General features: G+C 72.6%; 19 protein-coding genes and 1 pseudogene. 14 read left to right on the top strand and 6 right to left on the bottom strand.

Translation table 11 applies throughout. The features are described from left to right. Positions 1-32: 32 nt before the first annotated feature. Positions 33-545, bottom strand: coding sequence for a MarR family winged helix-turn-helix transcriptional regulator (locus ABT041_RS02900; RefSeq protein ID WP_351177951.1), 513 nt, complete (start codon positions 543-545; stop codon positions 33-35). A gap of 115 nt (positions 546-660) precedes the next feature. On the opposite strand from ABT041_RS02900, the gene ABT041_RS02895 reads away from it, so the two are divergent. Both ABT041_RS02895 and ABT041_RS02890 read left to right on the top strand, forming a co-directional pair. After that, a complete protein-coding gene (locus tag ABT041_RS02895; RefSeq protein WP_351177948.1) occupies positions 661-1863 on the top strand; it encodes a PP2C family protein-serine/threonine phosphatase in 1203 nt (400 codons plus the stop codon). A 112-nt stretch (positions 1864-1975) separates the two neighbouring features. Next, positions 1976-2452, top strand: a complete 477-nt coding sequence (locus ABT041_RS02890) for an ATP-binding protein (protein ID WP_351177945.1) — start codon at positions 1976-1978, stop codon at positions 2450-2452. Between the two features lie 68 nt (positions 2453-2520). Here the strand turns inward: ABT041_RS02890 and ABT041_RS02885 are convergent, their stop codons facing one another. Next, positions 2521-2778 carry a WhiB family transcriptional regulator gene (locus ABT041_RS02885; RefSeq protein WP_351177942.1) on the bottom strand — a complete coding sequence of 86 codons (258 nt, stop codon included), beginning with the start codon at positions 2776-2778 and terminating at the stop codon, positions 2521-2523. Between the two features lie 336 nt (positions 2779-3114). Between ABT041_RS02885 and ABT041_RS02880 the strand changes: the two genes are divergently transcribed. From ABT041_RS02880 to ABT041_RS02860, 5 genes are all read left to right on the top strand, one after another. Next, the gene (locus tag ABT041_RS02880) at positions 3115-3396 is read left to right on the top strand and encodes a hypothetical protein (protein ID WP_351177939.1); all 282 of its coding nucleotides are present in this window, start codon (positions 3115-3117) and stop codon (positions 3394-3396) included. A 158-nt stretch (positions 3397-3554) separates the two neighbouring features. After that, complete coding sequence (locus tag ABT041_RS02875) at positions 3555-5225, top strand: PP2C family protein-serine/threonine phosphatase (RefSeq protein WP_351178821.1); 1671 nt, start codon at positions 3555-3557, stop codon at positions 5223-5225. Next, positions 5222-6322, top strand: coding sequence for a cobalamin B12-binding domain-containing protein (locus tag ABT041_RS02870; RefSeq protein ID WP_351177936.1), 1101 nt, complete (start codon positions 5222-5224; stop codon positions 6320-6322). The genes ABT041_RS02875 and ABT041_RS02870 overlap by 4 nt, the downstream gene beginning before the upstream one ends. Continuing rightward, positions 6319-6720 carry an STAS domain-containing protein gene (locus ABT041_RS02865; protein WP_351177933.1) on the top strand — a complete coding sequence of 134 codons (402 nt, stop codon included), beginning with the start codon at positions 6319-6321 and terminating at the stop codon, positions 6718-6720. The genes ABT041_RS02870 and ABT041_RS02865 overlap by 4 nt, the downstream gene beginning before the upstream one ends. Positions 6721-6854: 134 nt before the next feature. After that, complete coding sequence (locus ABT041_RS02860) at positions 6855-7280, top strand: SsgA family sporulation/cell division regulator (protein ID WP_351177930.1); 426 nt, start codon at positions 6855-6857, stop codon at positions 7278-7280. A 22-nt stretch (positions 7281-7302) separates the two neighbouring features. Here ABT041_RS02860 and ABT041_RS02855 read toward each other — a convergent pair whose 3' ends face one another. Then, positions 7303-7725, bottom strand: coding sequence for an ATP-binding protein (locus ABT041_RS02855; protein ID WP_351177927.1), 423 nt, complete (start codon positions 7723-7725; stop codon positions 7303-7305). Between the two features lie 168 nt (positions 7726-7893). On the opposite strand from ABT041_RS02855, the gene ABT041_RS02850 reads away from it, so the two are divergent. Further along, positions 7894-8751, top strand: coding sequence for an RNA polymerase sigma factor SigF (locus tag ABT041_RS02850; protein WP_502976341.1), 858 nt, complete (start codon positions 7894-7896; stop codon positions 8749-8751). 394 nt (positions 8752-9145) lie between these two features. On the opposite strand, the pseudogene ABT041_RS02845 reads toward ABT041_RS02850, so the two are convergent. Beyond that, a pseudogene (locus ABT041_RS02845) lies at positions 9146-9406 on the bottom strand (DUF4230 domain-containing protein); the annotation flags it as partial. Positions 9407-9905: 499 nt separating this feature from the next. Between ABT041_RS02845 and ABT041_RS02840 the strand changes: the two are divergent. From ABT041_RS02840 to ABT041_RS02825, 4 genes are all read left to right on the top strand, one after another. Further along, positions 9906-11042, top strand: a complete 1137-nt coding sequence (locus ABT041_RS02840; RefSeq protein WP_351177924.1) for a UDP-glucuronic acid decarboxylase family protein — start codon at positions 9906-9908, stop codon at positions 11040-11042. Between the two features lie 107 nt (positions 11043-11149). Continuing rightward, the gene (locus ABT041_RS02835; protein ID WP_351177921.1) at positions 11150-13039 is read left to right on the top strand and encodes a glycosyltransferase family 2 protein; all 1890 of its coding nucleotides are present in this window, start codon (positions 11150-11152) and stop codon (positions 13037-13039) included. A 34-nt stretch (positions 13040-13073) separates the two neighbouring features. After that, positions 13074-14096 (top strand): UDP-glucose 4-epimerase GalE, encoded by a 1023-nt coding sequence (galE, locus tag ABT041_RS02830; protein WP_351177918.1) that lies wholly within the window; start codon positions 13074-13076, stop codon positions 14094-14096. A gap of 49 nt (positions 14097-14145) precedes the next feature. Continuing rightward, positions 14146-15582 carry a UDP-glucose dehydrogenase family protein gene (locus tag ABT041_RS02825; RefSeq protein WP_351177915.1) on the top strand — a complete coding sequence of 479 codons (1437 nt, stop codon included), beginning with the start codon at positions 14146-14148 and terminating at the stop codon, positions 15580-15582. Between the two features lie 142 nt (positions 15583-15724). Here the strand turns inward: ABT041_RS02825 and ABT041_RS02820 are convergent, their stop codons facing one another. Next, entirely contained in the window at positions 15725-17359 is a 1635-nt protein-coding gene (locus ABT041_RS02820) for a right-handed parallel beta-helix repeat-containing protein (protein WP_351178815.1), read from the bottom strand. 395 nt (positions 17360-17754) lie between these two features. Between ABT041_RS02820 and ABT041_RS02815 the strand changes: the two genes are divergently transcribed. Together ABT041_RS02815 and ABT041_RS02810 are read left to right on the top strand one after the other, a co-directional pair. Next, positions 17755-18930, top strand: coding sequence for a glutathione-independent formaldehyde dehydrogenase (locus tag ABT041_RS02815; protein WP_351177912.1), 1176 nt, complete (start codon positions 17755-17757; stop codon positions 18928-18930). A 241-nt stretch (positions 18931-19171) separates the two neighbouring features. Beyond that, the gene (locus tag ABT041_RS02810) at positions 19172-19408 is read left to right on the top strand and encodes a hypothetical protein (RefSeq protein ID WP_351178876.1); all 237 of its coding nucleotides are present in this window, start codon (positions 19172-19174) and stop codon (positions 19406-19408) included. 407 nt (positions 19409-19815) lie between these two features. Here the strand turns inward: ABT041_RS02810 and ABT041_RS02805 are convergent, their stop codons facing one another. Beyond that, a complete protein-coding gene (locus ABT041_RS02805; RefSeq protein ID WP_351177909.1) occupies positions 19816-20379 on the bottom strand; it encodes a DUF6328 family protein in 564 nt (187 codons plus the stop codon). Positions 20380-20410 lie beyond the last annotated feature (31 nt).

Here is a 20410-nt window from a genome sequence, read left to right as displayed (position 1 = left end):
TGCGCCCGGTGGGAGCCGGCGTCGCGCGGGGGTCAAGCCGAACTGACGTCCTTCAGCGGCGTGCGGGCGGGTGACGAGGCGGCCGCTCCGCTCCCTCCCACCGCGTCGTGGAACCCGGTGAGCCCCCGCAGCAGCGCCTTGCGGCTCGTCGGCGACATGTCCGCGATGACCGCGAGCAGAGCCTCCTCGCGCTGGACTCTGAGGTCCCGCAGGTACGCCTTGCCGTGCACGGTCAGGTGCAGTTCCAGCTGCCGACGGCTCACGGGACTGGGCAGCCGCTGCACGAAGCCCAGCGCCTCCAGCCGGTCGCACATGCGGCTCACCGAGGGCGGTGCGGAACCGAGCAGCTCGCCCAGGGTGCGCAGGCTGATGCCCTCCTCACGGTCCAGGCTGTACAGCACGCGCAGCTGACTCGCCGAGACGGGTGTCGAGGACACCATGTCCCGGCCGCGCTCCCACAGCACCTCCAGGAGCTCGATGAGCTCCCGGGCGGACTCGGCCGTCCGCTGCGGTTCCCGTGGCGGCGGGGCGGGGTTGCTCGTCATGCCTGCCGACCCTCCTCGGACGTCGCACGCCGGCGACAGCGGCCTTGCGACAGACCGGTCATCTACACATCTCTCCAGAACTCCAGAAGGCGGTACGGATCCGGTGGATCGACACGTGACAGTGGAAGGCGCACTGCGCGGGGCGGCACCGCACCTCCTCCTGGACTCCCTCCGTACCAGTCTCGCGCACCTGTATGCCGCGACCTCCGCCGACCTGCTGCTCGTCGACTACGGATTCACGACCCTGCGCCCCGTGGAGCCCGTCCAGACACCTGCCGGGGTGCCGCACACGCCCGTGGACGCGGGCCCCGCCGGCCGCGTCTTCCGCACCCAGCAACCATATCTTTTCCGTGATGTCGGGCCCACGGCGACCGTTCACCTGCCCGTCACGGTCCGCGGCGACCGGCTCGGCGTCCTGGTCGTCGTCCTGCCCGCGGACCGGTCCACGCCGGAGACCACCGCGAGCCTCGCCCGGGTCGCCGAGACCCTCGGACACGCCCTGCGCGTCGCCGACCGCCACACCGACCTGTACCGCCGCACCCGCAGGACGCACCCCCTCAGCGTCGCGGGCGAGATGCAGTGGGACACCCTGCCGGGCCGGGCCTGCGCCGGGCCCTCCTTCGACCTCCACGCCCACTGGGAGCCCGCCTACGCCTCCGGAGGGCACCTCCTGGACTGGAGCGCCACCGAGCGGGACCTGGTGATCGTCGTCGCCGACGGCGCCGGCCCCGGCACACCGGCCGCCCTGGCGAGCACCCTCGCCCTGATGGCGATCCGCAACGCCCGGCGGGCCGGGCTCGACCTGGTGACCCAGGCCAGCCTCACCGACCAGGCGCTCTACGGGCAGTACCGCGGCCGGCACCCGCTCTCCGCCCTGCTGCTCCGGATCGACCTGACCACCGGCGAGACAGAGGTGGTGGACGCCGGGTCGCCGACGCTCTGGCGCCTCCGCCCCACCGTGACCGAGCGCATCGACCTGGACCGCCAACTGCCCCTGGGCATGTTCGAGGACACCGTCTACGCTCCCCAGCGCCTGCGCCTCCTGCGCGGAGACCGGCTGGTCTTCGTCGCCCACGGCGCCGGAGAGCCGACGGCCGGCGGCGGAGAACAGGCGCTGGACGGTCGCGTGGCCCGCGCCGTCTCCGGCGTGCGCCGCCGGAAGGGCGCGGACGTCCCCCGGGCCGTCGTACGGGCGCTGCGCGGCACACCCCGTGGCGCGTCGGCCCCCGTCCTCGTACTCTGTCTCGACTGGCGCGGCCACGGGGCCGAGACGCCGGACGGAGGACGCCACGGGGGGACTTGGCCGACATCCCCCTGACGCGCTGCCCGCGGAGTGATCCGCGGGGCATGCGGTGTGAGAACCATGAAGAGGGGAAAGGCGGGTACGAGGAGCCCGGCCACCGGCCCAGGACGAGGGGAGTACCAGCGCCATGACGGACGCGATCACCGCAGAGCGCGCGGTCCCGGAGCCCCTGCTGTCCGCGGGCGTCGTCTACGGCGACGCCTCCCGGGGCGGGGCGATCGCGTCGGCGCGTGCCTTCACGGCCGAATTCCTCGCGGCCGCCCCGGCCGTGCTGCGCGGACCGGTCGGCAACGAGCGCGTCGAACTCGCGCAGCTGGTGGTCAGCGAACTGGTCACCAACGCGATCCGGCACACGGCCGGCCCTTGCCGGCTCCTGCTCGAACTGGGCCGCGACGTCCTGGACATCTCGGTCTTCGACCAGGAGGCCGCCGCTCCCGTACCCCGCGGGCACGACCCCCGCCGCATCGGCCAGCACGGCGTCGAGATCGTCGTCGCCGTCTGCGAGAGCCTGACCGTGGAGCCCGCCCCGGCGGGGAAGCGGGTCCGCGCCCGCCTCTCCCTGCTGCCGGAGCCCGCGGACCCGCGGAACAGGCGGGCGCGGTGACGCACCGGCACCACGCCCGGGCCCCCGGACGCCTCCGGGAACGTCCGAGGGCGTGATCCGCGGGCCGGTCACCCGCGGTCGTCCGCCCGCCGGCGTGCCCGGCGTGCCAGGGACCGCCGCTGGGCCTCGGTCAGGCCGCCCCACACGCCCGACGGCGGATGCGGCTGCGCCAGGGCCGAGCGCAGGCACGGTTCGCGTACCGGGCAGCGCCGGCAGACCGTCTTGGCCTCCTCCTCCTGCGTGAGCGCGGGAGCCCCGGTCCCCACCGGGAAGAACAGATCGGGGTCGACCTCCTGACAGGCCGCGGCCGCACGCCAGCCTTCCATGTGAGCCTCCTGGCACATGAGTAGGGATTCGTGTCCCCGTCCGCCTGACCGCTCGTCCGTCCGTGAAACCCGCGCGGGGCCGCGCCGGGGCGTCTTCAGGGACCGCGCCGCGAACCGCGCGGGGCGGGCACGACGCTCCACCACGTCATCGCCACACCGACACCGAACACCAGGACCAGCAAGACCGGCACGGCGGATTCCTTCCGGGAGCGGACCGCGTTCCGGGATCCGACTGACCCCGAACACCACGCCGAAACTCCTTCCTCCGTCATGAATCCGGAGGAGGGGGAAAGTGGAAGGAGACGGTGAGGGGCCGGCGCCGCGCCGGGGCCCGTCGTGGTCGACCTCGCCGCCCTGACCTTCTGCGAATCCAGCGGCATCAGCGCCCTGCTGAGGTGCCATCAGGTTCCTGTCCGCCCGGGGCAGACCCCTCGTGCTCGCCGCCGTACCACCCGCCTCGTCGACGCCCGCGGATCCCTGCTCGGCATCTCCGCCGGGACCGACGTCGTCTCCCGCCCCCTCCCTCTCGACCCGCACGAAAGCCTGCCCTCGGCCCAGCAGGTCGTCGACGCCCTGGCCCGTGCGGTGCGCGTGCTTCACGGGCGGACAGGACAGTGAAGCACCTGTGCCGGAATCGTGGGGATCGTGCGGGGCCGGGCGGTACGCGTACCGGAAGAGGGGGGGTCACTTGATGTGCGGAGCCCCCTGCGCAAGGGTGGACGGACGAGCTGTCGTCGAGTGGGAAGGTGGCGGGCCACGACGCGCGGGCCACGCTGATGACTGTTTTCGAGGACGAGTCCAGCCGCTCCCGGGAGACCGCGGAAGCGAGGAACCCCTGGTGGCGCGGTTCGCCGCACCCTGCGGTGGTGGCCGACCGCGAGGGCGGCGTCGTGGAGTTCAACGCCGCCGCGGCCGACCTCTTCCCGCGACTGGGGGTCGGCAAGGGGCTGGACGAAGCCGTCCCGCGGTGGCTCGCCGACGCCCACCGGCGGCTGGCCCGCCCGGCGCGCGCACCCGCCCCGGCGGATCCCGCACCGCTGCGCGGCAGCCACGACGGCAGGCTCCTGAGGGCCCACCCCACCGAGTCCGGCCAGGGCGACGTGGCTTGGTGGCTGGTCGACGACTCCGACCTGACGGCCGCGCAGGACGCCCTGCGCACCGAACGGAAGCGCCACGCGATCCTGGCCGAGGCCTCCACCCAGCTGCTGGCCTCGCTCAACCCCGACCGCTGCCTGGAGAAGGCGGCCCTGCTCGCCGCCGACCACCTCGGCGACGCGGCCCTCGTGATCTCCCCGCCCGGGATGCGGAACCGCTCCACCGTGGTCACCGCCATGGCCGGGGGCTTCGAGCGGACGCAGCTCACCCTGGACCCGGCCGTCGTGCCCGGTCTCGCCGAGGCGCTCCGGGGTTTCCCGCCGGTGCCCGCCCGCTGGATCGACCCGGCCGAACTGCCCTCCTGGGCCGTGCCCGAGGGCTTCGGGGGGACCCCCGGCTCCGTCGCCATCACCCCGCTGCCCGGCCACGGCGTGCCCGCGGGCGCCCTGGTCCTGCTGCGGCGCGGCGGACAGCGGGCCTTCGACGCCTCCGAGGAGCACTTCGCCCGGCTGTTCGCCGCCCGCGCGGGCGCCGCCCTCTCGGCCGCGCGCCTCTACGCGGAGCAGGCCCGCGTCACCCGCGCGCTGATCGCCGAACTCCTCCCGCCCCGGCTCCACCACGTCGACGGCGTCGACTTCGCCGGCGGCTACCGCACGTCCCGGGACACCGAGCGGATCGGCGGCGACTTCTACGACGTGCACCCCGGCACCGACGGCGGCCGCGACACGCTCGCCGTCCTGGGCGACGTGTGCGGCAAGGGGCTGGACGCCGCCGTGCTCACGGGCCGGATCCGCAGCACCGTGCAGGCCCTGCTGCCCCTCGCCGGCGACCACCAGGACGTCCTGCGGCTGCTCAATGACGCCCTGCTGACCGCCCGGCACACCCGCTTCGCCACCCTGGTCCTGGCCTCGGTGCGGCGCACGGGCGGCCGGGTGCGGCTCCGGCTCACCAGCGCCGGCCACCCCCGCCCGCTCGTCCTGCGGGCCACGGGAGAGGTGGAGGAGGCCGACACCGGCGGGACCCTGGTGGGCGCCCTCCCGGTCGTCACCAGCCGGTCCGCGACCGTGGACCTCTCCCCCGGCGAGACCTGCCTGCTCTACACGGACGGGATCACGGAGGCCCGGGGCGGGCCGCTCGGCCCCGCCATGTTCGGCGAGGACCGGCTGCGTTGCGCGCTCTCCGAGTGCGTGGGGCTCCCGGCCGAGGCCGTCGTCGAGCGCGTGCAGATGATCGCCGGGGACTGGGTGGGCGACGGTCCTCACGACGACATGGCGGTCGTCGCCATCACCGCGCCGCACACCACCCATCTGTCCGCGGTGAACGGCCACACCCGGGGCAGGTACACCGCATGAGCACGCAGACCACCACCCCGGCCGACGTCCTCGCCGCCACCCGCCGACGGCTGTGGGCGGCCCTGGAGACGAGGGACGAACCGGCCGCCACCGCCGCCGTCCTCGGCGCCCACGACGCCGGGGTCCCCGTCGAGGACCTCCTCCTCGACGTGATCGGCCCCGTCCAGGCCCGAATCGGCGCGGAATGGGCCGCCGGCCGCATCGGCGTCGCCCAGGAGCACGCCGCCACCGCCATCCAGGACCGGGTCGTCGCGGCCCTCGCCCACCGCACGGCGGGCGAGGCCGGGCCCCGGCCGGAGACCGGGGAGACGCCCCGGCACATCACCGTCGCCCGCGTCGACGGCGAGTGGCACGCCCTGCCCGCCCGGCTCCTCGCCGAGGCCCTGCGCGGCCGGGACTTCCTCGTCGACTACCTCGGGGCGCACGTCCCCACCACCCACCTCATCGCCCACCTGCACCAGACCGGCACGGACGTCGTCGCCCTCTCGTCCTCGCTGCCGGTCCGGCTTCCCGCGGCCCACGCCGCCGTCACCGCCGTCCAGGCCATCGGACTCCCCGTCCTCGTCGGGGGCGCCGCCTTCGGCCCCGACGGCCGCTACGCCCGTCTGCTGGGCGCGGACGGCTGGGCACCGGACGCCCGGGCCGCCGCCCGGCTCCTCGCCGCCGGTCCGCCCCGGCCGCGCCCGGCCCGGCCCGCCGCCGACCCGCCCCACCTCGCCGACCAGGAGTACACCCTGGTCACGCGTGCCCGGACCCGGCTGGTCCGCCAGACCCTCCGGGGCCTGGAGGACGCGGTCCCCGCGATGGCCTCGTACACCGACCGGCAGCGGGAGCGGACGGCCGAGGACCTCGCCCACATCGTCGACTTCCTCGGCGCCTCCCTCTACGCCGACGACCCCGAGCTGTTCACCGGCTTCGTCACCTGGACCGCCGGGATCCTCCGGGCCCGCGGCGTCCCGGGCGGCGCCCTGGTCGCCGCCCTCGACCTGCTCGCCGACGCCCAGCGCGACTTCCCCCGCACGCTGGCGCACCTGGCCGCCGGGCGCCGCGCCCTCCTCCCCGTACCCGACCCGCCCGCCCCGGAACCCCGCTCGTGACCACCCCCGACCACACCTTCGGCGTCGAGGCCGACGCCGCGCCCGACGGGATCCTGTACGTGGCGCTCGCCGGTGACCTGGTCTGGGACAGCGCCGACGAACTGCTGGACGCGGTCCGGGCCCGCCTCGCCCCGGGGAACGCCCCGACGGACCTCCGCCTCGACTGCGCCGCACTCACCCTCTGCGACTCGATGGGCCTCTCCGCCCTGCTGGCCCTCCACCGGCTCGCCGAGGCCGCGGGCGTCCCGCTGCACCTCGACCGCAGACCGCCCTTCCTCGACCGGCTGCTCCTCCTCACCGGCACCTACGAGCACCTGACGGGCCGGTCCGAGACCGCGGGACCCGACGGCGACACCCCGAGCGGCACGGCGGAGGGCCCCCGTCCCGCCCGTCCCTGACGGGCCTTCACGACCTTCACCGAATCGCGACACCATCGACGCATCCACCACGACGGCACGAGGTGTAACAGGGACGGGACGGGACAAGCGGACACCGCACCCGCTCGCTGACAACCCCTCAGCCGGAGGACCTCATGCCCCAGCCCCCCGTCGCACCGCTCCCCGCACCGCGCGGCCTCATCCAGCTGATGGCCATGGACCTGTTCACCGCGGACGCGGCGGTCCGGATCGACACCACCGTCGGCTACGACTCCCGCGACCCCCATGCCCTGAGCATCGCCTTCCACCTCCTCGGCGAGGAGCCGGTGGTGTGGCGCGTCGACCGCGAGATGATCCTCGCCGGATCGCTCGGCCCCACCGGCGACGGCGAGGTCCGGATCCGTCCCACCCCCGACGGCGGGCTTATGCTCCGGCTCGGGCCGGCGGCACAGTGCGCCGTCGTCCGCTGCGAGCAGGAGGCGATCGGCCGCTTCGTGCGCGAGACCTTCGTCCTGGTGCCGCAGGGCACGGAGGAGCGCCACATCGACTGGGGTCCGCTGCTCGCGTCCCTGGGGCACTGAAGTGCGGCGGGAAGCGGCTCCCTCAGCCGGGACGGCCGCGGTCGGCCGAACGGAAACAGGCCGTGACGTCCTTGCCCCGCGGGCAGGGGCGGGTCCGCACGTCGTCGGCGAGGGCGTCGACCAGGAGCAGTCCGCGGCCGCCCAGCGCGCCGTCGTCCGGGCTGCGCTGCTCGGGCACCCGCGGGGAGGCGTCGTGCACGGTGACGTGCAGGCACTCCTCGTCCCAGGTGAGGATCAGCTGCGCATCGCTACGGGCGTGCACATGGGCGTTGGTGACGAGTTCGGAGACCGCCAGCACGACCGAGTCCGCCACGCCGGGGGCGGTACGGTCCCAGCCGAGCGCCGCCAGGTGCTCGCGCGTCCAGTCGCGGGCCTTCTGCACGCTGCTGCCCATCGGCAGCGAACACGCCCAGCCGACGGCCCTCATCGAGGGGTCCCGTGTCATGTCTCTCCTCCTGAGGATCGGTCAGGGATTCCGTCTGCCCCTCGCACGGCGGGAAAAACCGACCGGAAACCCATGCGGATTCGACAGGCCTGAACGCGAGAAGTCGGGGTAGGCGGCCAGTCTCGGGTTACGCGTACCCATGAGGAACACACGTGAAAGGAGACAGGTGTGACGGTCACCACGATGTCGATGGCGGGAGTCGAGTCCGGAACACGGGCGCTGCCGGAGATCCCTGACACGTTGACGGTCGCACCCAGGGACGCCAGGGCCCTGTCGAAGGTCTTCTTCCAGGAGCTCGCGACGCTGGAGGAGGGGACGCCCGAGTACCAGTACGCGCGGAACACCGTCATCGAGATGAACATGAGTCTGGTCCGCTACGCCGCCGGGCGCTTCCGGCACCGCGCCGACGAGATGGAGGACATCGTCCAGGTCGGCATGATCGGCCTGATCAAGGCGATCGACCGGTTCGAGCTGTCGCGCGAGGTCGCGTTCACCACCTTCGCGGTCCCCTACATCGTCGGCGAGATCAAGCGGTTCTTCCGGGACACCTCCTGGGCTGTGCACGTTCCCCGCAGGCTCCAGGAGGCGCGCGTGGAGCTGGCCAAGGCGACCGAGGAACTCAGCACCCGCCTGGGACGGATGCCGACGGTCAAGGAACTGGCCGAGCTGATGAGCCTCAGCGAGGAGGAGGTCACCGAGGCGCGGCTGGCTTCCAACGGCTACAACTCCTCGTCGCTCGACGCCGCCCTCAGCGGCGAGGACGAGGACAACGACGCCTCGCTGGCCGACGTCATCGGCACTGAGGACCCCGCCATGGAGCTGGTGGAGGATTTCCACTCGCTGGCCCCGCTCATCGCCGACCTCGACGAGCGCGACCGCCGGATCATCCACATGCGGTTCGTCGAGGAACTGACCCAGGCGCAGATCGGTGAGCGGCTGGGCTGCTCGCAGATGCACGTCTCGCGGCTCCTCTCGCGCACCGTGAAGCGCCTGCGCGAGGGTCTGCTGGGCACCGGCGCCGGCTGATCCGGCCGCCCCGAACGGCTCCGGGGTTCCCGCACCGGACACGCCTCCGGTGCGGGAACCCCGGGGCCGTTCTCATCCGTACGGGTGCCGGCCCCGGCCCACGGCCCTCGCGCCCGGGAGGACGCCGGCGGGGCTCGCGCGTCGGTTCCCGCGGCCGGGGTGGCCGGGAGTGCGGCGCTCCCTCTGGAGCCGGGGCTCGAAGCGGTGCTCCCGGCCGCCGGACAGGGCCGCGACCATGGTGCGCTCCGCGTGCCGGAACGGCTCGTAGGAGGTCCCGGGGGCGGCCCGGTCGTCGTGAGTGCTCGTGGAGGTCTCCTGCCCCGCCGGCGGACCGGCACCGGCGCGTCGGTCCTCGCGCCCCCGGACGGGCGGCTTCGGGCCCGGTGGACCCCGGTCAGACGAAGGTCACGGTCACCCGCTCGAAGCCCAGGCCCCGCAGCAGTTCCCGCAGCATCGCGGCGGTGTTCCGTTCCGCCCGGGACGTCAGGTCGGACGCGCGGGCCGCGTCGCCGATGCGCTGGGCGGCGAGGACGTGAACGGCCTGTTCGCTCGCGGGGTCGTCCGAGAAGAGATCCCCGATCCGGTCGAGCAGGCCGCGCTGCTTCGACACGGCGTACGACTTCTCCGGATCGAGCGCCGGGTCGGCCGGCACGGCCGTGCAGCAGTCGAACTGCCACCCCTTCCGACCGCCCTGGGGGAACAGCCCTCCGCCCCCGGTTTCCGTAGCCACGGCGTGCGCTGGCCTCGAAGTCGGTGGCAGGCCATGATTTCGGGCGCACGAGTGGCTACCACTCGAGGATCGCGTCCCCGGAAGGATCTGAAGCGGTGGGGGCCGTCGAGCGGGCGCGAGGGTTGGGTCCGACGTCCACCTCGGACACCGAGGGAGACACGTGCGGGTGACACCGTCCGATTGCTCCGTTCGACGTGCGGCGCAAGCACGAACTAGGCAGTGAATGCGCACCCTCCCCTGGAAGTGTCCGGCCGATCAGCCCAGCCCACGATTCACCTCCGCAAAAATTACTACGTATGCCCATACCCTCGTTCCACGTCTTCCGGGATGGCTCGGATTTTCGGATCGTCAGGCCATTCCCGGGACTCAATCGTAAGTACGAGCGGATATCGAGGTCATTCCGCTTCTCATTCCTGGAGAACACATGCGCGTTGCCGTGACCGGTGGCGGTGGTTTCCTTGGCTCACATCTGTGCGAGACGCTTCTGCGGCGCGGCGACTCGGTGGTGTGCCTCGACAATTTCTCGACGGGCGACCCCGCGAACATCGCCCATCTCCTGGCCCACCCGGCCTTCGAGTTCCAGCACGCCGACGTGAGCGTGTCCGTGGAAGTCGCCGGCCGGGTCGACGCCGTCGCCCACCTGGCCTCCCCGGCCTCCCCTCCCGACTATCTGCGCCATCCGCTGGAGACGCTCGCGGTCGGGAGCCGCGGCACAGAGAACGCCCTTCGCCTCGCCCTGCTCCACAGCGCGCGCTTCGTCCTCGCTTCCACGAGCGAGATCTACGGCGATCCGATGGTCCACCCGCAGGAGGAGACGTACTGGGGCAACGTCAACTCCATCGGCCCGCGCAGCGTCTACGACGAGGCGAAACGATACGCCGAGGCGGTGTCCGCCGCGTACCGCCGCACGCACGGAGTCGACGTCGGCATCGCCCGGATCTTCAACACCTACGGCCCCCGCATGCGCCCTCACGACGGTCGCGTGGTGTCCAGCTTCATCACCCAGGCCCTGACCGGCGAACCGCTCACCATCTACGGCGACGGCGGCCAGACCCGCAGCTTCTGTTACGTCGACGACCTGGTCCGCGGCCTGGTCGCGCTCCTCGACTCTTCCGAGCTGGGGCCCTTCAACCTCGGGAATCCGGTCGAGCGCACCGTCTCCGAACTCGCCCGCATCGTGCTGGAGATGACCGGCTCGGCATCCGAGGTGAAGTACCACCCTCTGCCGGTCGACGACCCGGCCCGCCGCCGCCCGGACATCACCCGCGCCCGCGAAGTGCTGGGCTGGGAGCCGGAGGTCGACATCACCGAGGGCCTGCGTCGCACCGTCGCGCACTTCGCCGCCCACGCGGATCGCCTCGCCGCATCGGCCGCGTCGATCCGCGGCGGCCAGGACGAGACGGTGCCGCTGGCCGCCTCGATCCGCGGCGGCCAGGACGAGACGGTGCCGCTGGCCGCGTCGACGTCGGCGTCCCCGACACCGCAGACGATCCCCGGCCCGGCCGGATCCGCCGCCGGCGTCGCGTCCTCCGCGTCCGGGGCCACTGTCGCGGGCGGCTGATCCACGCGCCGCGGCGGGCCTCCCACCGTTCCCGCCGCGGCCCGGAGTCCGTCGAGCCTGCTCCCCCGGCCCCTCATCCTGTCGCACCGCCTGGAGAACCTGCTGCCATGACGTCCTTGGAGCAAGGTCCCGCCCACGGGACCGGCATCACCCAGGAACCCCCGCTTTCCTCACCGGCTCCCGGCTCACCGGCGGAGTGGGAGGCGCTGGAGGCGGAGATCCGCGCCCTGTCGAACGGCATGGTGGCCTCCATCGGCCCGGACGGTCCCGTCCTTGCGCGCCCTGCGCGCGGGCTCACCACCCGTCCGTCCAGCTTCGTCCGGGCGTTCTCGCGCTCCCACCGCTTCCTGGTCGCCGTGCTGTCCCTGGGGTGGGCGGCCTGCCTGGTGTGGTTCTGGATGTGGTGGCTCGAGCCGTCCCACCGCGTCGGCTGGACCGGCCTGGTGGTCAACAGCGCACTGCTGCTCTACCTGGCCTATCTGCCGGTGCACTTCCTCGTCGCGTTGATCCGGATGCGGCGCTTCGATCCGGCGGTCGAGGTGCCGCGGCTGCGTACCGCGTTCGTCGTGACCCGCGCCCCGTCCGAGCACTGGGACATCGCCCGGAGGACCCTGGAGGCGATGCTCGACCAGGACTATCCGGACGCCTATGACGTGTGGCTGTGCGACGAGGACCCCACCGACGAGATCACCGACTGGTGCCTGGCTCACGGTGTCAGCGTCTCCTGCCGCCGTGGCCGCGCGGACTACCACCGGGCCACCTGGCCGCGGCGGACCCGGTGCAAAGAGGGCAACCTGGCCTTCTTCTACGACCACTGGGGCTACGAACACTACGACGTCGTCGCCCAGCTGGACTGCGACCACGTGCCGCACCCGCGCTACCTCGCCGAGGTCGTCCGGCCCTTCGCCGACCCCGCCATCGGATACGTCGCCGCCCCGAGCGTCTGCGACGCCAACGCCGACCAGTCGTGGGCGGCGCGCGGCCGCCTGCAGCGCGAGGCGCTCTTCCACGGCCCCGTGCAGCTCGGCTACTCCGCCGGACTCGCTCCGCTGTGCATCGGCTCCCACTACGCCGTGCGCACCGAGGCGCTGCGGGACATCGGGGGCCTCGGTCCCGAACTCGCCGAGGACTTCTCGACGTCGTTCCTGCTCAATTCGGCGGGCTGGCAGGGCGCGTTCGCGATCGACGCCGAGGCACACGGGGACGGCCCGATCACCTTCGGCGCGATGGTCACCCAGGAGTTCCAGTGGTCACGCAGCCTGGCGGTGATGTTCTTCGGGATGCTGCCGCGTCACCTGAGCCGGATGCCCGGAAAGCTGCGGATCCGTTTCTCCTGCGCGCTGCTGTACTACCCCCTGCTCGCCCTGACCACGGTGATCGGCATCATGCTGCCGCCGATCGCGGCCATCACCGGCGTTCCGTGGATCAACGTCAACTACTTCGAGTTCCTGGCCCGCTTCTGGACCATGTCCGTCTGGCTGATGCTGCTCACCCTGCTGTGCCGCCGGGCCGGCCTGCTGCGCCCGAAGGACTCTCCCGTGATCAGCTGGGAGATCTGGCTCTTCGGCCTGGCCCGCTGGCCGTACGTGGCCTGGGGCGTGGGGGCGGCGCTCGTGCAGAAGCTGCGACCGCGCCCGGTCACCTTCAAGGTCACGCCGAAGAAGCGCGACGGCCTCGAACCGCTGCCGCTGCGCGCCGTGGCACCGTACCTGGTGATCACGCTGTTCCTGTCCTGCACCGCCGTCGTCGGTCAGTTCACCGGTCCTGCCTTCGGCTACGTGTTCCTCTGCATCCTGGGCGCCCTCTCGTACGCGGCGGTGACCCTCGCGGTCTGCTCCCTGCACATCGGGGAGACGGCGCGCGCCGCCGGCGTCCCGCGGTACAGGGCCTTCCGCACCGCCGCCGTCCCGCTCGCCGCGGGGCTCCTCGCCCTGATCCCGCTGGCGCTCGCCGTCGGCGTCTTCCCCACCTATCTCGCCGGCTTCTACGCCTGGTGAGAGCCCCTGCGACCGATCGAGAAACGAGGTTCCAGTGCCCCAGACCGTCCTGGTCACCGGCGGCGCCGGTTTCATCGGCAGCCACACCTGTGTCGAGCTCCTCCGCGCCGGCCACGAGGTCGTCGTGCTGGACGACCACTCCAACAGCTCGCCCGAGGTCCTCGAACGGGTCACGAAGATCGCGGGCCGCCCCATCGCGGCGGCCCACGTCGCGGATGTACGCGACCGGCGGGCCCTCGACGCCGTCTTCACGAGCCACCCGATCGAGGCGGTGATCCACTTCGCCGCGAAGAAGGCCGTCGGCGAGTCGGTGCGGATCCCGCTCGCGTACTACGACATCAACGTCGGCGGCACGACGGCCCTGGTCTCGGCCATGCACGAGCACGGAGTGCACCGACTGGTGTTCTCGTCCTCCTGCTCGATCTACGGCGACGCGACAACCGTCCCGCTGACGGAGGAGTCGCCGGCGGCGCCGACCAACCCGTACGCCACCACCAAGTGGACCTGCGAGCAGATCCTCGCGGACGTCTGCCGGCACGTGCCCGAGCTGCGGGTACTCGCCCTGCGGTACTTCAACCCGGCCGGCGCCCACCCCACCGGACTCCTCGGCGAGGACCCGAGGGGCGTGCCGAACAACATCATGCCGTTCCTCACCCAGATCGCCGTGGGCCGCCGCGACGAACTCAGCGTCTTCGGCGCCGACTTCCCCACCCCGGACGGCACCGGGATCCGCGACTACGTCCACGTGGTCGACGTCGCCGAGGGGCACCGCACCGCCCTGGACCACCTCGACGACGAGCCGGGCATGCGGGTCTTCAACCTGGGGACCGGGCGCGGCGCGTCCGTCCTGGAGCTCGTGCGCACCTTCGAGGAGGTGTCGGGGCAGCGGATCCCGCACCGCGTCACCGAGCGCCGCCCGGGCGACGTCGCCGAACTCGTCGCCGACCCCACGAAGGTCGCCTCCGCCTGGAACTGGACCGCACGGCGCGACCTGGCCGCCATGTGCCGTGACGCGTGGACCTTCCAGCAGCAGAACCCGTACGGATACGCGCCCTGACCCCTCGCGCAGCCCACCCCGCCCCCGCGTTCAGACAGGAGAACACCGCATGCGGTTGACCGTCATCGGAACGGGCTATCTCGGAGCTGTGCACGCCGCGTGCATGGCAGACATCGGACACGACGTCCTCGGCGTCGACGTCGATGCCGAGAAGATCTCGGCCCTCGCCGAAGGCCGGCCCCCCTTCTACGAGCCCGGCTTCGACGAAGTCCTCACCCGCGCCCTCGCCTCCGGACGCCTGCGCTTCGGCACCAGCCTGCGCGAAGCGGCGGTGCACGGCGAGGTCCACTTCATCTGCGTCGGCACCCCGCAGCAGGCCGGCTCCCGCGCGGCCGACCTGCGGTACGTCGAAGCGGTCGTCGACGGGCTCGTGCCGCACCTGCCGGCCTCGTGTCTGGTGGTCGGCAAGTCGACGGTGCCGGTGGGCACCACCGCGCGCCTGACCGACCGCATCGCGCGGCTCGTTCCGACGGGTGTACGGGCCGACGTGGCGTGGAACCCCGAGTTCCTGCGCGAGGGCTTCGCGGTCGAGGACACCTTGCGACCGGACCGGATCGTCGTCGGCACAGTCGGCAGGGAGTCGGACGAGACGTTGCGCCGGCTGTACGCCCCGATGCTGGACGCGGGCGTTCCGTACATCAGCACCGACCCGAGCACGGCCGAGCTCGTGAAGGTCGCGGCCAATTCGTTCCTCGCCACGAAGATCTCCTTCATCAACGCGATGGCCGAGGTCTGCGACGCCGCGGGCGCGGACGTGGTCACCCTGGCCGACGCCCTCGGCCACGACACCCGGATCGGCCGGCGGTTCCTCAACGCCGGCCTCGGCTTCGGCGGCGGATGCCTTCCCAAGGACATCCGGGCGTTCACCGCCCGCGCCCAGGAGCTGGGCGTCGGCCCCGCAGTGGCCTTCCTGGACCAGGTCGACGCGATCAACGAACGGCAGCGGACGCGGACCGTCGAACTCGCCCGTCGGCTGGTCGGGGGCGACCTGACCGACCGCCGCGTGACCGTCCTGGGCGCCACCTTCAAGCCGAACAGCGACGACGTGCGTGACTCGCCGGCGTTGGCGGTGGCGGCGGCACTGCACCGGCAGGGCGCCGACATTCGGGTGCACGACCCGGAGGGCATCGCGAACGCGCGCCGGGCCCATCCGGAACTGCGTTGCGAAGAGGACCTCCTGACGGCCTGCCGGGGAGCGGATCTCGTTCTGCACCTCACCGAGTGGGGGCAGTACCGCGAGCTGGATCCGGTGAAGCTGGCCCGGGTGGTCCGCACGTCGGTCCTCGTCGACGCGCGCAACGCGCTGCCGCACGACGAGTGGCGGGCCGCCGGCTGGACCGTCAAGGGGCTCGGCCGTCCCGCGCCGGCGGACCGGCCGCCGGTCGCTCCGGCAGGCGAGGCCCTGAGGGCCACGATCGCGTCGCCGGCCGTCGAAGCGGACCACACCGGCCTTCCGTCCCCGGCGCTGCCGGCCGGCAAAGTCTAGGCAGTCCCCGTGACGCCGCCCCACCCCGCCGGGGTGGGGCGGCGTCACGGCATGTCCGATCGCCGAGGACGTCGCGCGGGAACGCGCCGGGGAGATCGAGGGGAGCCGGTGTGCGCCGGCTCCCGAGGCATCGACGTCCGGCTCAATGGGCGGTGCGCTCCTGCGCGGCGCCGGGGCGCAGCTCACCCGGGAGCCGGTTGCCGAAGTAGTCGACGGACCCCGCGTCGACGCCCGATGCCTGCGGGCCCATGCTCACCGACGCCCCCTCCTCGCAGCTCGGCACCAGGTTCTCGGCCCCGGCCGGGTCGGTGACGGAGACGGTCAGAGCGCGCAGGCACGGGTCGTCGCCGGTGCCGGTCGGCTCGCCGTCGAGCAGTTCCTGGCCGGAGGCGGTACGCCAGTCGCCGAGGTCGGCGAAGCGCCGATTCCCCCAATTCAGCGACCAGGGACCCATGCTGTAGTAGACGTTGCCCCGCAACTGGTGCGTGCCGGGGAGATACGGCGACTCGGCGTCGATCAGGGGACCACCATCGGTGGCGAGGATGTTGCCCTGGACCTTCACACCGCTCATGCCGTCCCTCAGCCGCAGGGCCGGGGGCCGGATTCCCGCCGCTTCCGCGGAGGCAAGACCCTTCGTCCGCATCACGACCGTGTTGTTGTGGATGTCCACGTTCTTCATCCGGGCGCCGTAGGCGACGATGCCGCCGTACGCGGGGAGCTTCCGCGCATCGTCCCAGCTCATGTTGAAACGGACGACGTTGTCCCGGTGGGCGCCGGTCGCCTGTCCGGAGTAGACGAGGAATCCCGGCCCGTCGTTGCCGTAGGCGAGGTTGTACTGCATGACCGAGTGGGACACGTTGTTGTCCAGGCCGAAACCGCCGCCGTCCACCCGTGATCCGGTCCGGTTCCGGTAGGAGCGGTTGTTCTCCAGGACCACTCCGGTCGAGTCGTACACCCAGATGCCCTCGGGACCTTCGACGGCGTCCGCCGCGGAGCGCGCGCCGTTGTCGTGGGCCACCGAGAACCGCACCTTCGCGTCCCGGACGCTGCCGAGGGCGATGCCACTTCCGGTGTTGCGGCTGTCCCTGCCCGGAGCGCCGCTGTTGGAGAACGCCGTGACCCGCTCGATCCGCAGGCCGGAGTGTGCGTAGACGGGGTTGTCCGCCTCGAACTCCGGTCCGTAGAAGACGAGTCCGGCCTCCAGGTTGTGGTGGACCGAGACGTCGCTGATGCGCACGTCGCTGTAGCCCGTGGCAGCGTCGTCGTCCGTGCCGATGCTGATCCCGTTCTGGAAGCCCCGCGCCTCCACGTTCGTGATCCTGACGTGGGCGAGCTTCCGCTTCCCGGGGCGGGCGGCACGGAAGGCGATCCCGACTCCTTCGCGCAGCGCCTGGCGGTCGCCGACCAACGCGATGTTCCTGATCTCCACGCCCGCGGTGTCGCGCACGGTGATGCCGGAGGTGCCTCGGGGCGCGATCGTGGCCCGGCCCGTGCCGTACGACTCGATCACCACCGGCCGCGCCGCGCTGCCCGCCTCACCCTCCTCCAGGGTGACGGTGCCGCGGAACCGATCGCCGCCCTTGAGCCGGAGCCTGTCACCGGGCCGGAAGTTCGCGGTGTTCGCGTGGTCCAGGGTCCTCCAGGGCTTCTCCGGCGACATGCCATCGTTCTTGTCGTCGCCGTCCGCACTCACGTAGAAGGTGAACGGACCGCCGCTCGCGGGGCGGGCGGGCCGGTAGATCCCCGGCACGTCGCACCCCGTGAGCAGCAGGAGCACCAAGGCCGAGACTCCGACCGCGGCCCTCGTCGTCCGGCACCGTTTCACCGCGTTCACCCGCACCCCCTGAGGGACGTTCCAGCGCCATATCAGGCATGTGAAGCAGCAGACTGTCACAAAGGGGACATACGGAGCGTCAATGCCGGTGCGGCATCCGAGTCACGTGCGCGCTCGGCTTCGCCATGCCGGTCGGTGCGTGGTCGTTTCACCTCGGGGCCGACGGGTAGCCGCACGGCACGCTGCCGGAGCGCCGGAGCTCCCCGGGGCGGGCCGGCGGCAGAACCACCGTTCCCCTCACCGAGGTGAACGGCTCCCAGAGGCGTGTCGGAGCCACGAACCCGTCGCAGCACCTGCGAAAGCACCACCGCCGTGCAGCGACGTCAAGGGAAGTCATCATGAAGGCAGCGGTATACGAAGGACCGCGAACGGTCACCGTCAAGGACGTACCGGACGCGAAGATCGAGCACCCCTGCGACATCATCGTCAAGATCACCACCACCAACATCTGCGGTTCGGACCTGCACATGTACGAGGGCCGCACCTCGTTCGAGTCCGGCCGCGCCATGGGACACGAGAACATGGGCGAGGTGGTGGAGGTCGGCCCGGCCGTCCGCAAGGTCCAGGTCGGCGAGTACGTCGTCCTGCCCTTCAACATCGCCTGCGGCTTCTGCAAGCAGTGCGAGCAGGGTCTGACCAACTACTGCCTGACCATGCAGCCGGAACCCGCCCTCGCGGGAGCGGCCTACGGATTCGCCGACATGGGCCCCTACCAGGGCGGCCAGGCGGAGCTGCTGCGCGTGCCCTACGGCGACTTCAACGCGCTGCGTCTGGGCGAGGACGCCGCCGAGCGGCAGACCGACTACGTGATGCTCGCCGACATCTTCCCCACCGGCTATCACGCCACCGAGATGGCGCACGTCAAGCCGGGCGACCAGACCATCGTCTTCGGGGCCGGTCCCGTCGGGCTGATGGCGACCTACTCCGCCCTCCTCAGGGGCGCCGGCCGCGTCTGGACGGCCGACCACCATCCCGACCGGCTGCGCAAGGCGGAGGAGATCGGAGCCATCCCGATCAACACCGCCGAGCAGGACCCGGCGGAGGTCGTCAAGGAGGCCACCCTCGGTCTGGGCGCCGACAACGGCTGCGAATGCGTCGGCTACCAGGCCCACGACCCCCAGGGACACGAGGACGCCAGCCTCACGCTCAACGGCCTGATCGACTCGGTCAGGTTCACGGGCGGCATCGGCGTGGTGGGCGTGTTCCTGCCCCAGGACCCCGGCGGCGCGGAGGCCCAGGGCGAGCTGGAGGCCCAGGGCAAGGTCCCGATCGACTTCGGCATGATGTGGTTCAAGGGCCAGAGCATGGGCACGGGGCAGGCACCGGTGAAGAAGTACAACCGGGCGCTGCGGGATCTGATCGCCGGCGGGAAGGCGAAGCCGAGCTTCGTCGTCTCCCACGAGCTCAGCCTGGACGAGGCCCCCACCGCCTACGAGCACTTCGACGCCCGTGACGAGGGCTGGACCAAGGTGGTCCTGCATCCGAACGGACACGGGAACGGCCACAAGCGGTAGGAGACCCGGGGCCGTCGTACCCCCTGTCGCCCCTGGACCGGTCCGGGGGACGGGTAGCGATCTGCCCGTCCGCCGGACGGGGCCGGGGGCGATCGCCGTGCGCACGGTCCGCCGCCGACGACCGGCACGGCGGCCGGCTGCCCTCCGCGCGGGTTTCATCCCGGCACCAGCGGTTAGCCGCGCCTGTAGGCCCGCCCCCGAGGCCCCGGAGGTCCTGACCGCGCAGGGAAGGAGTCGGGTGATGAAGGTGTCCGACCACGTGCTGGAGCGGCTGCGTGACTGGGAGGTGGAGTACGTCTTCTCCTCCCCGGGCGACGGCATCAACGGCCTGCTGGCCGCCTGGGGGCGCGCCGAGGACCGGCCCGCCGCCGCAGCCGTCGGCAATTGGCCGCGCACGCTTTCGGGGCCCTCGCCCGCGCTCTTGCGCGGTGGCGGGGCTCGAACGCCGGGCGACCGGAGCACACACAGGAAGGTGTGACCATGCGGTACGTACACCTCGACATGACCGCGAAAGGGCGCGGGGCCCCGCTGTTCATGGGCACCGTTCCCGTGCCGCCCGACCCCGACACCACGCCGGTGCCCCCGGCCGAACCGCCCCGGCCGCCGGGCCCTCCCCGCCCCGAGCCGGGTCAGCCGGAGCCTGGTGAACCCCCTCCGCCGGGGCCCGGTGAGCCCCGCCCGCCGGAGCCCGGTGAGCCGCGCCCGCAGGAGCCGCCCGACTGACTGCTCGTGGACCCCCGGCAAAGCACTCGGCGAGGACGCCGCCGGGCACGGGCAGCCGTGGCGGCTGCCCGTGCCCGGCAGGCCCTCGGCGACCACCTGGCCCGGCTCACCCTCGGCCTCGCCGCCCTGTGCGTCGCGGTCGTCGCCCGGACCTGAGCGAGGTCACCGCGGTCCTTCTCCGTCCCTGCCCCGGGACCGCGCCTTGCGGCGGAGGCGGTAGGGGGCGACGTACCAGCAGAGGGCGAACCACACCATCACGCCGCCGACGACGATCCCGGCCAGTGTGCCGCCGAGGACCACGTTCAGGATGAGCAGGAGCGTGCAGGCGACGGTCAGGGCGAGGAGGATCATGCCCCAGACCATGAGCCGGCCGGCGGCGGTCACGACCTCGTCCTTCAGGCGCAGCCCGGAGAGGCAGCGGTGGAGCGAGACGGGTGCGATCAGGGCCGCCGTGGAGGAGGCCGCGAGGACGACGGTGACCACGTACAGTCCGCGGTCGAAGCCGCCGAGTTCACGGAAGCGGGCGGTGAACGCGAGGCTCAGCAGGAAGCCGAACAGGATCTGCACGCCGGTCTGGGCGACCCGAGTCTCCTGAAGGACCTCCTGCCAGCGTCTGTTGACCCGCTCCCGGGCGCCCTCCGGTGGTCGTGACGCCTGTGGCCGCGGCGCCGTCTCCTCCGCCACGCCGCGCCACTCGGCCTCCGTCAGGCGTCTCGTCGCGGTCATGACGTCCTCCTCGGCTCGGCACGTCCCCGTT

It is taken from the genome of Streptomyces sp. NPDC002825, from assembly GCF_040295385.1.
Taxonomy (GTDB): Bacteria; Actinomycetota; Actinomycetes; order Streptomycetales; family Streptomycetaceae; genus Streptomyces.
This window is presented reverse-complemented; position numbering and strand designations above follow the sequence as displayed.

Excerpts from the sequence above, each read along its gene's own strand:
- ABT041_RS02900 (WP_351177951.1), bottom strand. The coding sequence starts at position 545 with ATGACGAGCAACCCCGCCCCGCCGCCACGGGAACCGCAGCGGACGGCC.
- ABT041_RS02890 (WP_351177945.1), top strand. The coding sequence starts at position 1,976 with ATGACGGACGCGATCACCGCAGAGCGCGCGGTCCCGGAGCCCCTGCTG.
- ABT041_RS02885 (WP_351177942.1), bottom strand. The coding sequence starts at position 2,778 with ATGGAAGGCTGGCGTGCGGCCGCGGCCTGTCAGGAGGTCGACCCCGAT.
- ABT041_RS02875 (WP_351178821.1), top strand. The coding sequence starts at position 3,555 with ATGACTGTTTTCGAGGACGAGTCCAGCCGCTCCCGGGAGACCGCGGAA.
- ABT041_RS02870 (WP_351177936.1), top strand. The coding sequence starts at position 5,222 with ATGAGCACGCAGACCACCACCCCGGCCGACGTCCTCGCCGCCACCCGC.
- ABT041_RS02860 (WP_351177930.1), top strand. The coding sequence starts at position 6,855 with ATGCCCCAGCCCCCCGTCGCACCGCTCCCCGCACCGCGCGGCCTCATC.
- ABT041_RS02855 (WP_351177927.1), bottom strand. The coding sequence starts at position 7,725 with ATGACACGGGACCCCTCGATGAGGGCCGTCGGCTGGGCGTGTTCGCTG.
- ABT041_RS02840 (WP_351177924.1), top strand. The coding sequence starts at position 9,906 with ATGCGCGTTGCCGTGACCGGTGGCGGTGGTTTCCTTGGCTCACATCTG.
- ABT041_RS02835 (WP_351177921.1), top strand. The coding sequence starts at position 11,150 with ATGACGTCCTTGGAGCAAGGTCCCGCCCACGGGACCGGCATCACCCAG.
- ABT041_RS02825 (WP_351177915.1), top strand. The coding sequence starts at position 14,146 with ATGCGGTTGACCGTCATCGGAACGGGCTATCTCGGAGCTGTGCACGCC.
- ABT041_RS02815 (WP_351177912.1), top strand. The coding sequence starts at position 17,755 with ATGAAGGCAGCGGTATACGAAGGACCGCGAACGGTCACCGTCAAGGAC.
- ABT041_RS02810 (WP_351178876.1), top strand. The coding sequence starts at position 19,172 with ATGAAGGTGTCCGACCACGTGCTGGAGCGGCTGCGTGACTGGGAGGTG.
- ABT041_RS02805 (WP_351177909.1), bottom strand. The coding sequence starts at position 20,379 with ATGACCGCGACGAGACGCCTGACGGAGGCCGAGTGGCGCGGCGTGGCG.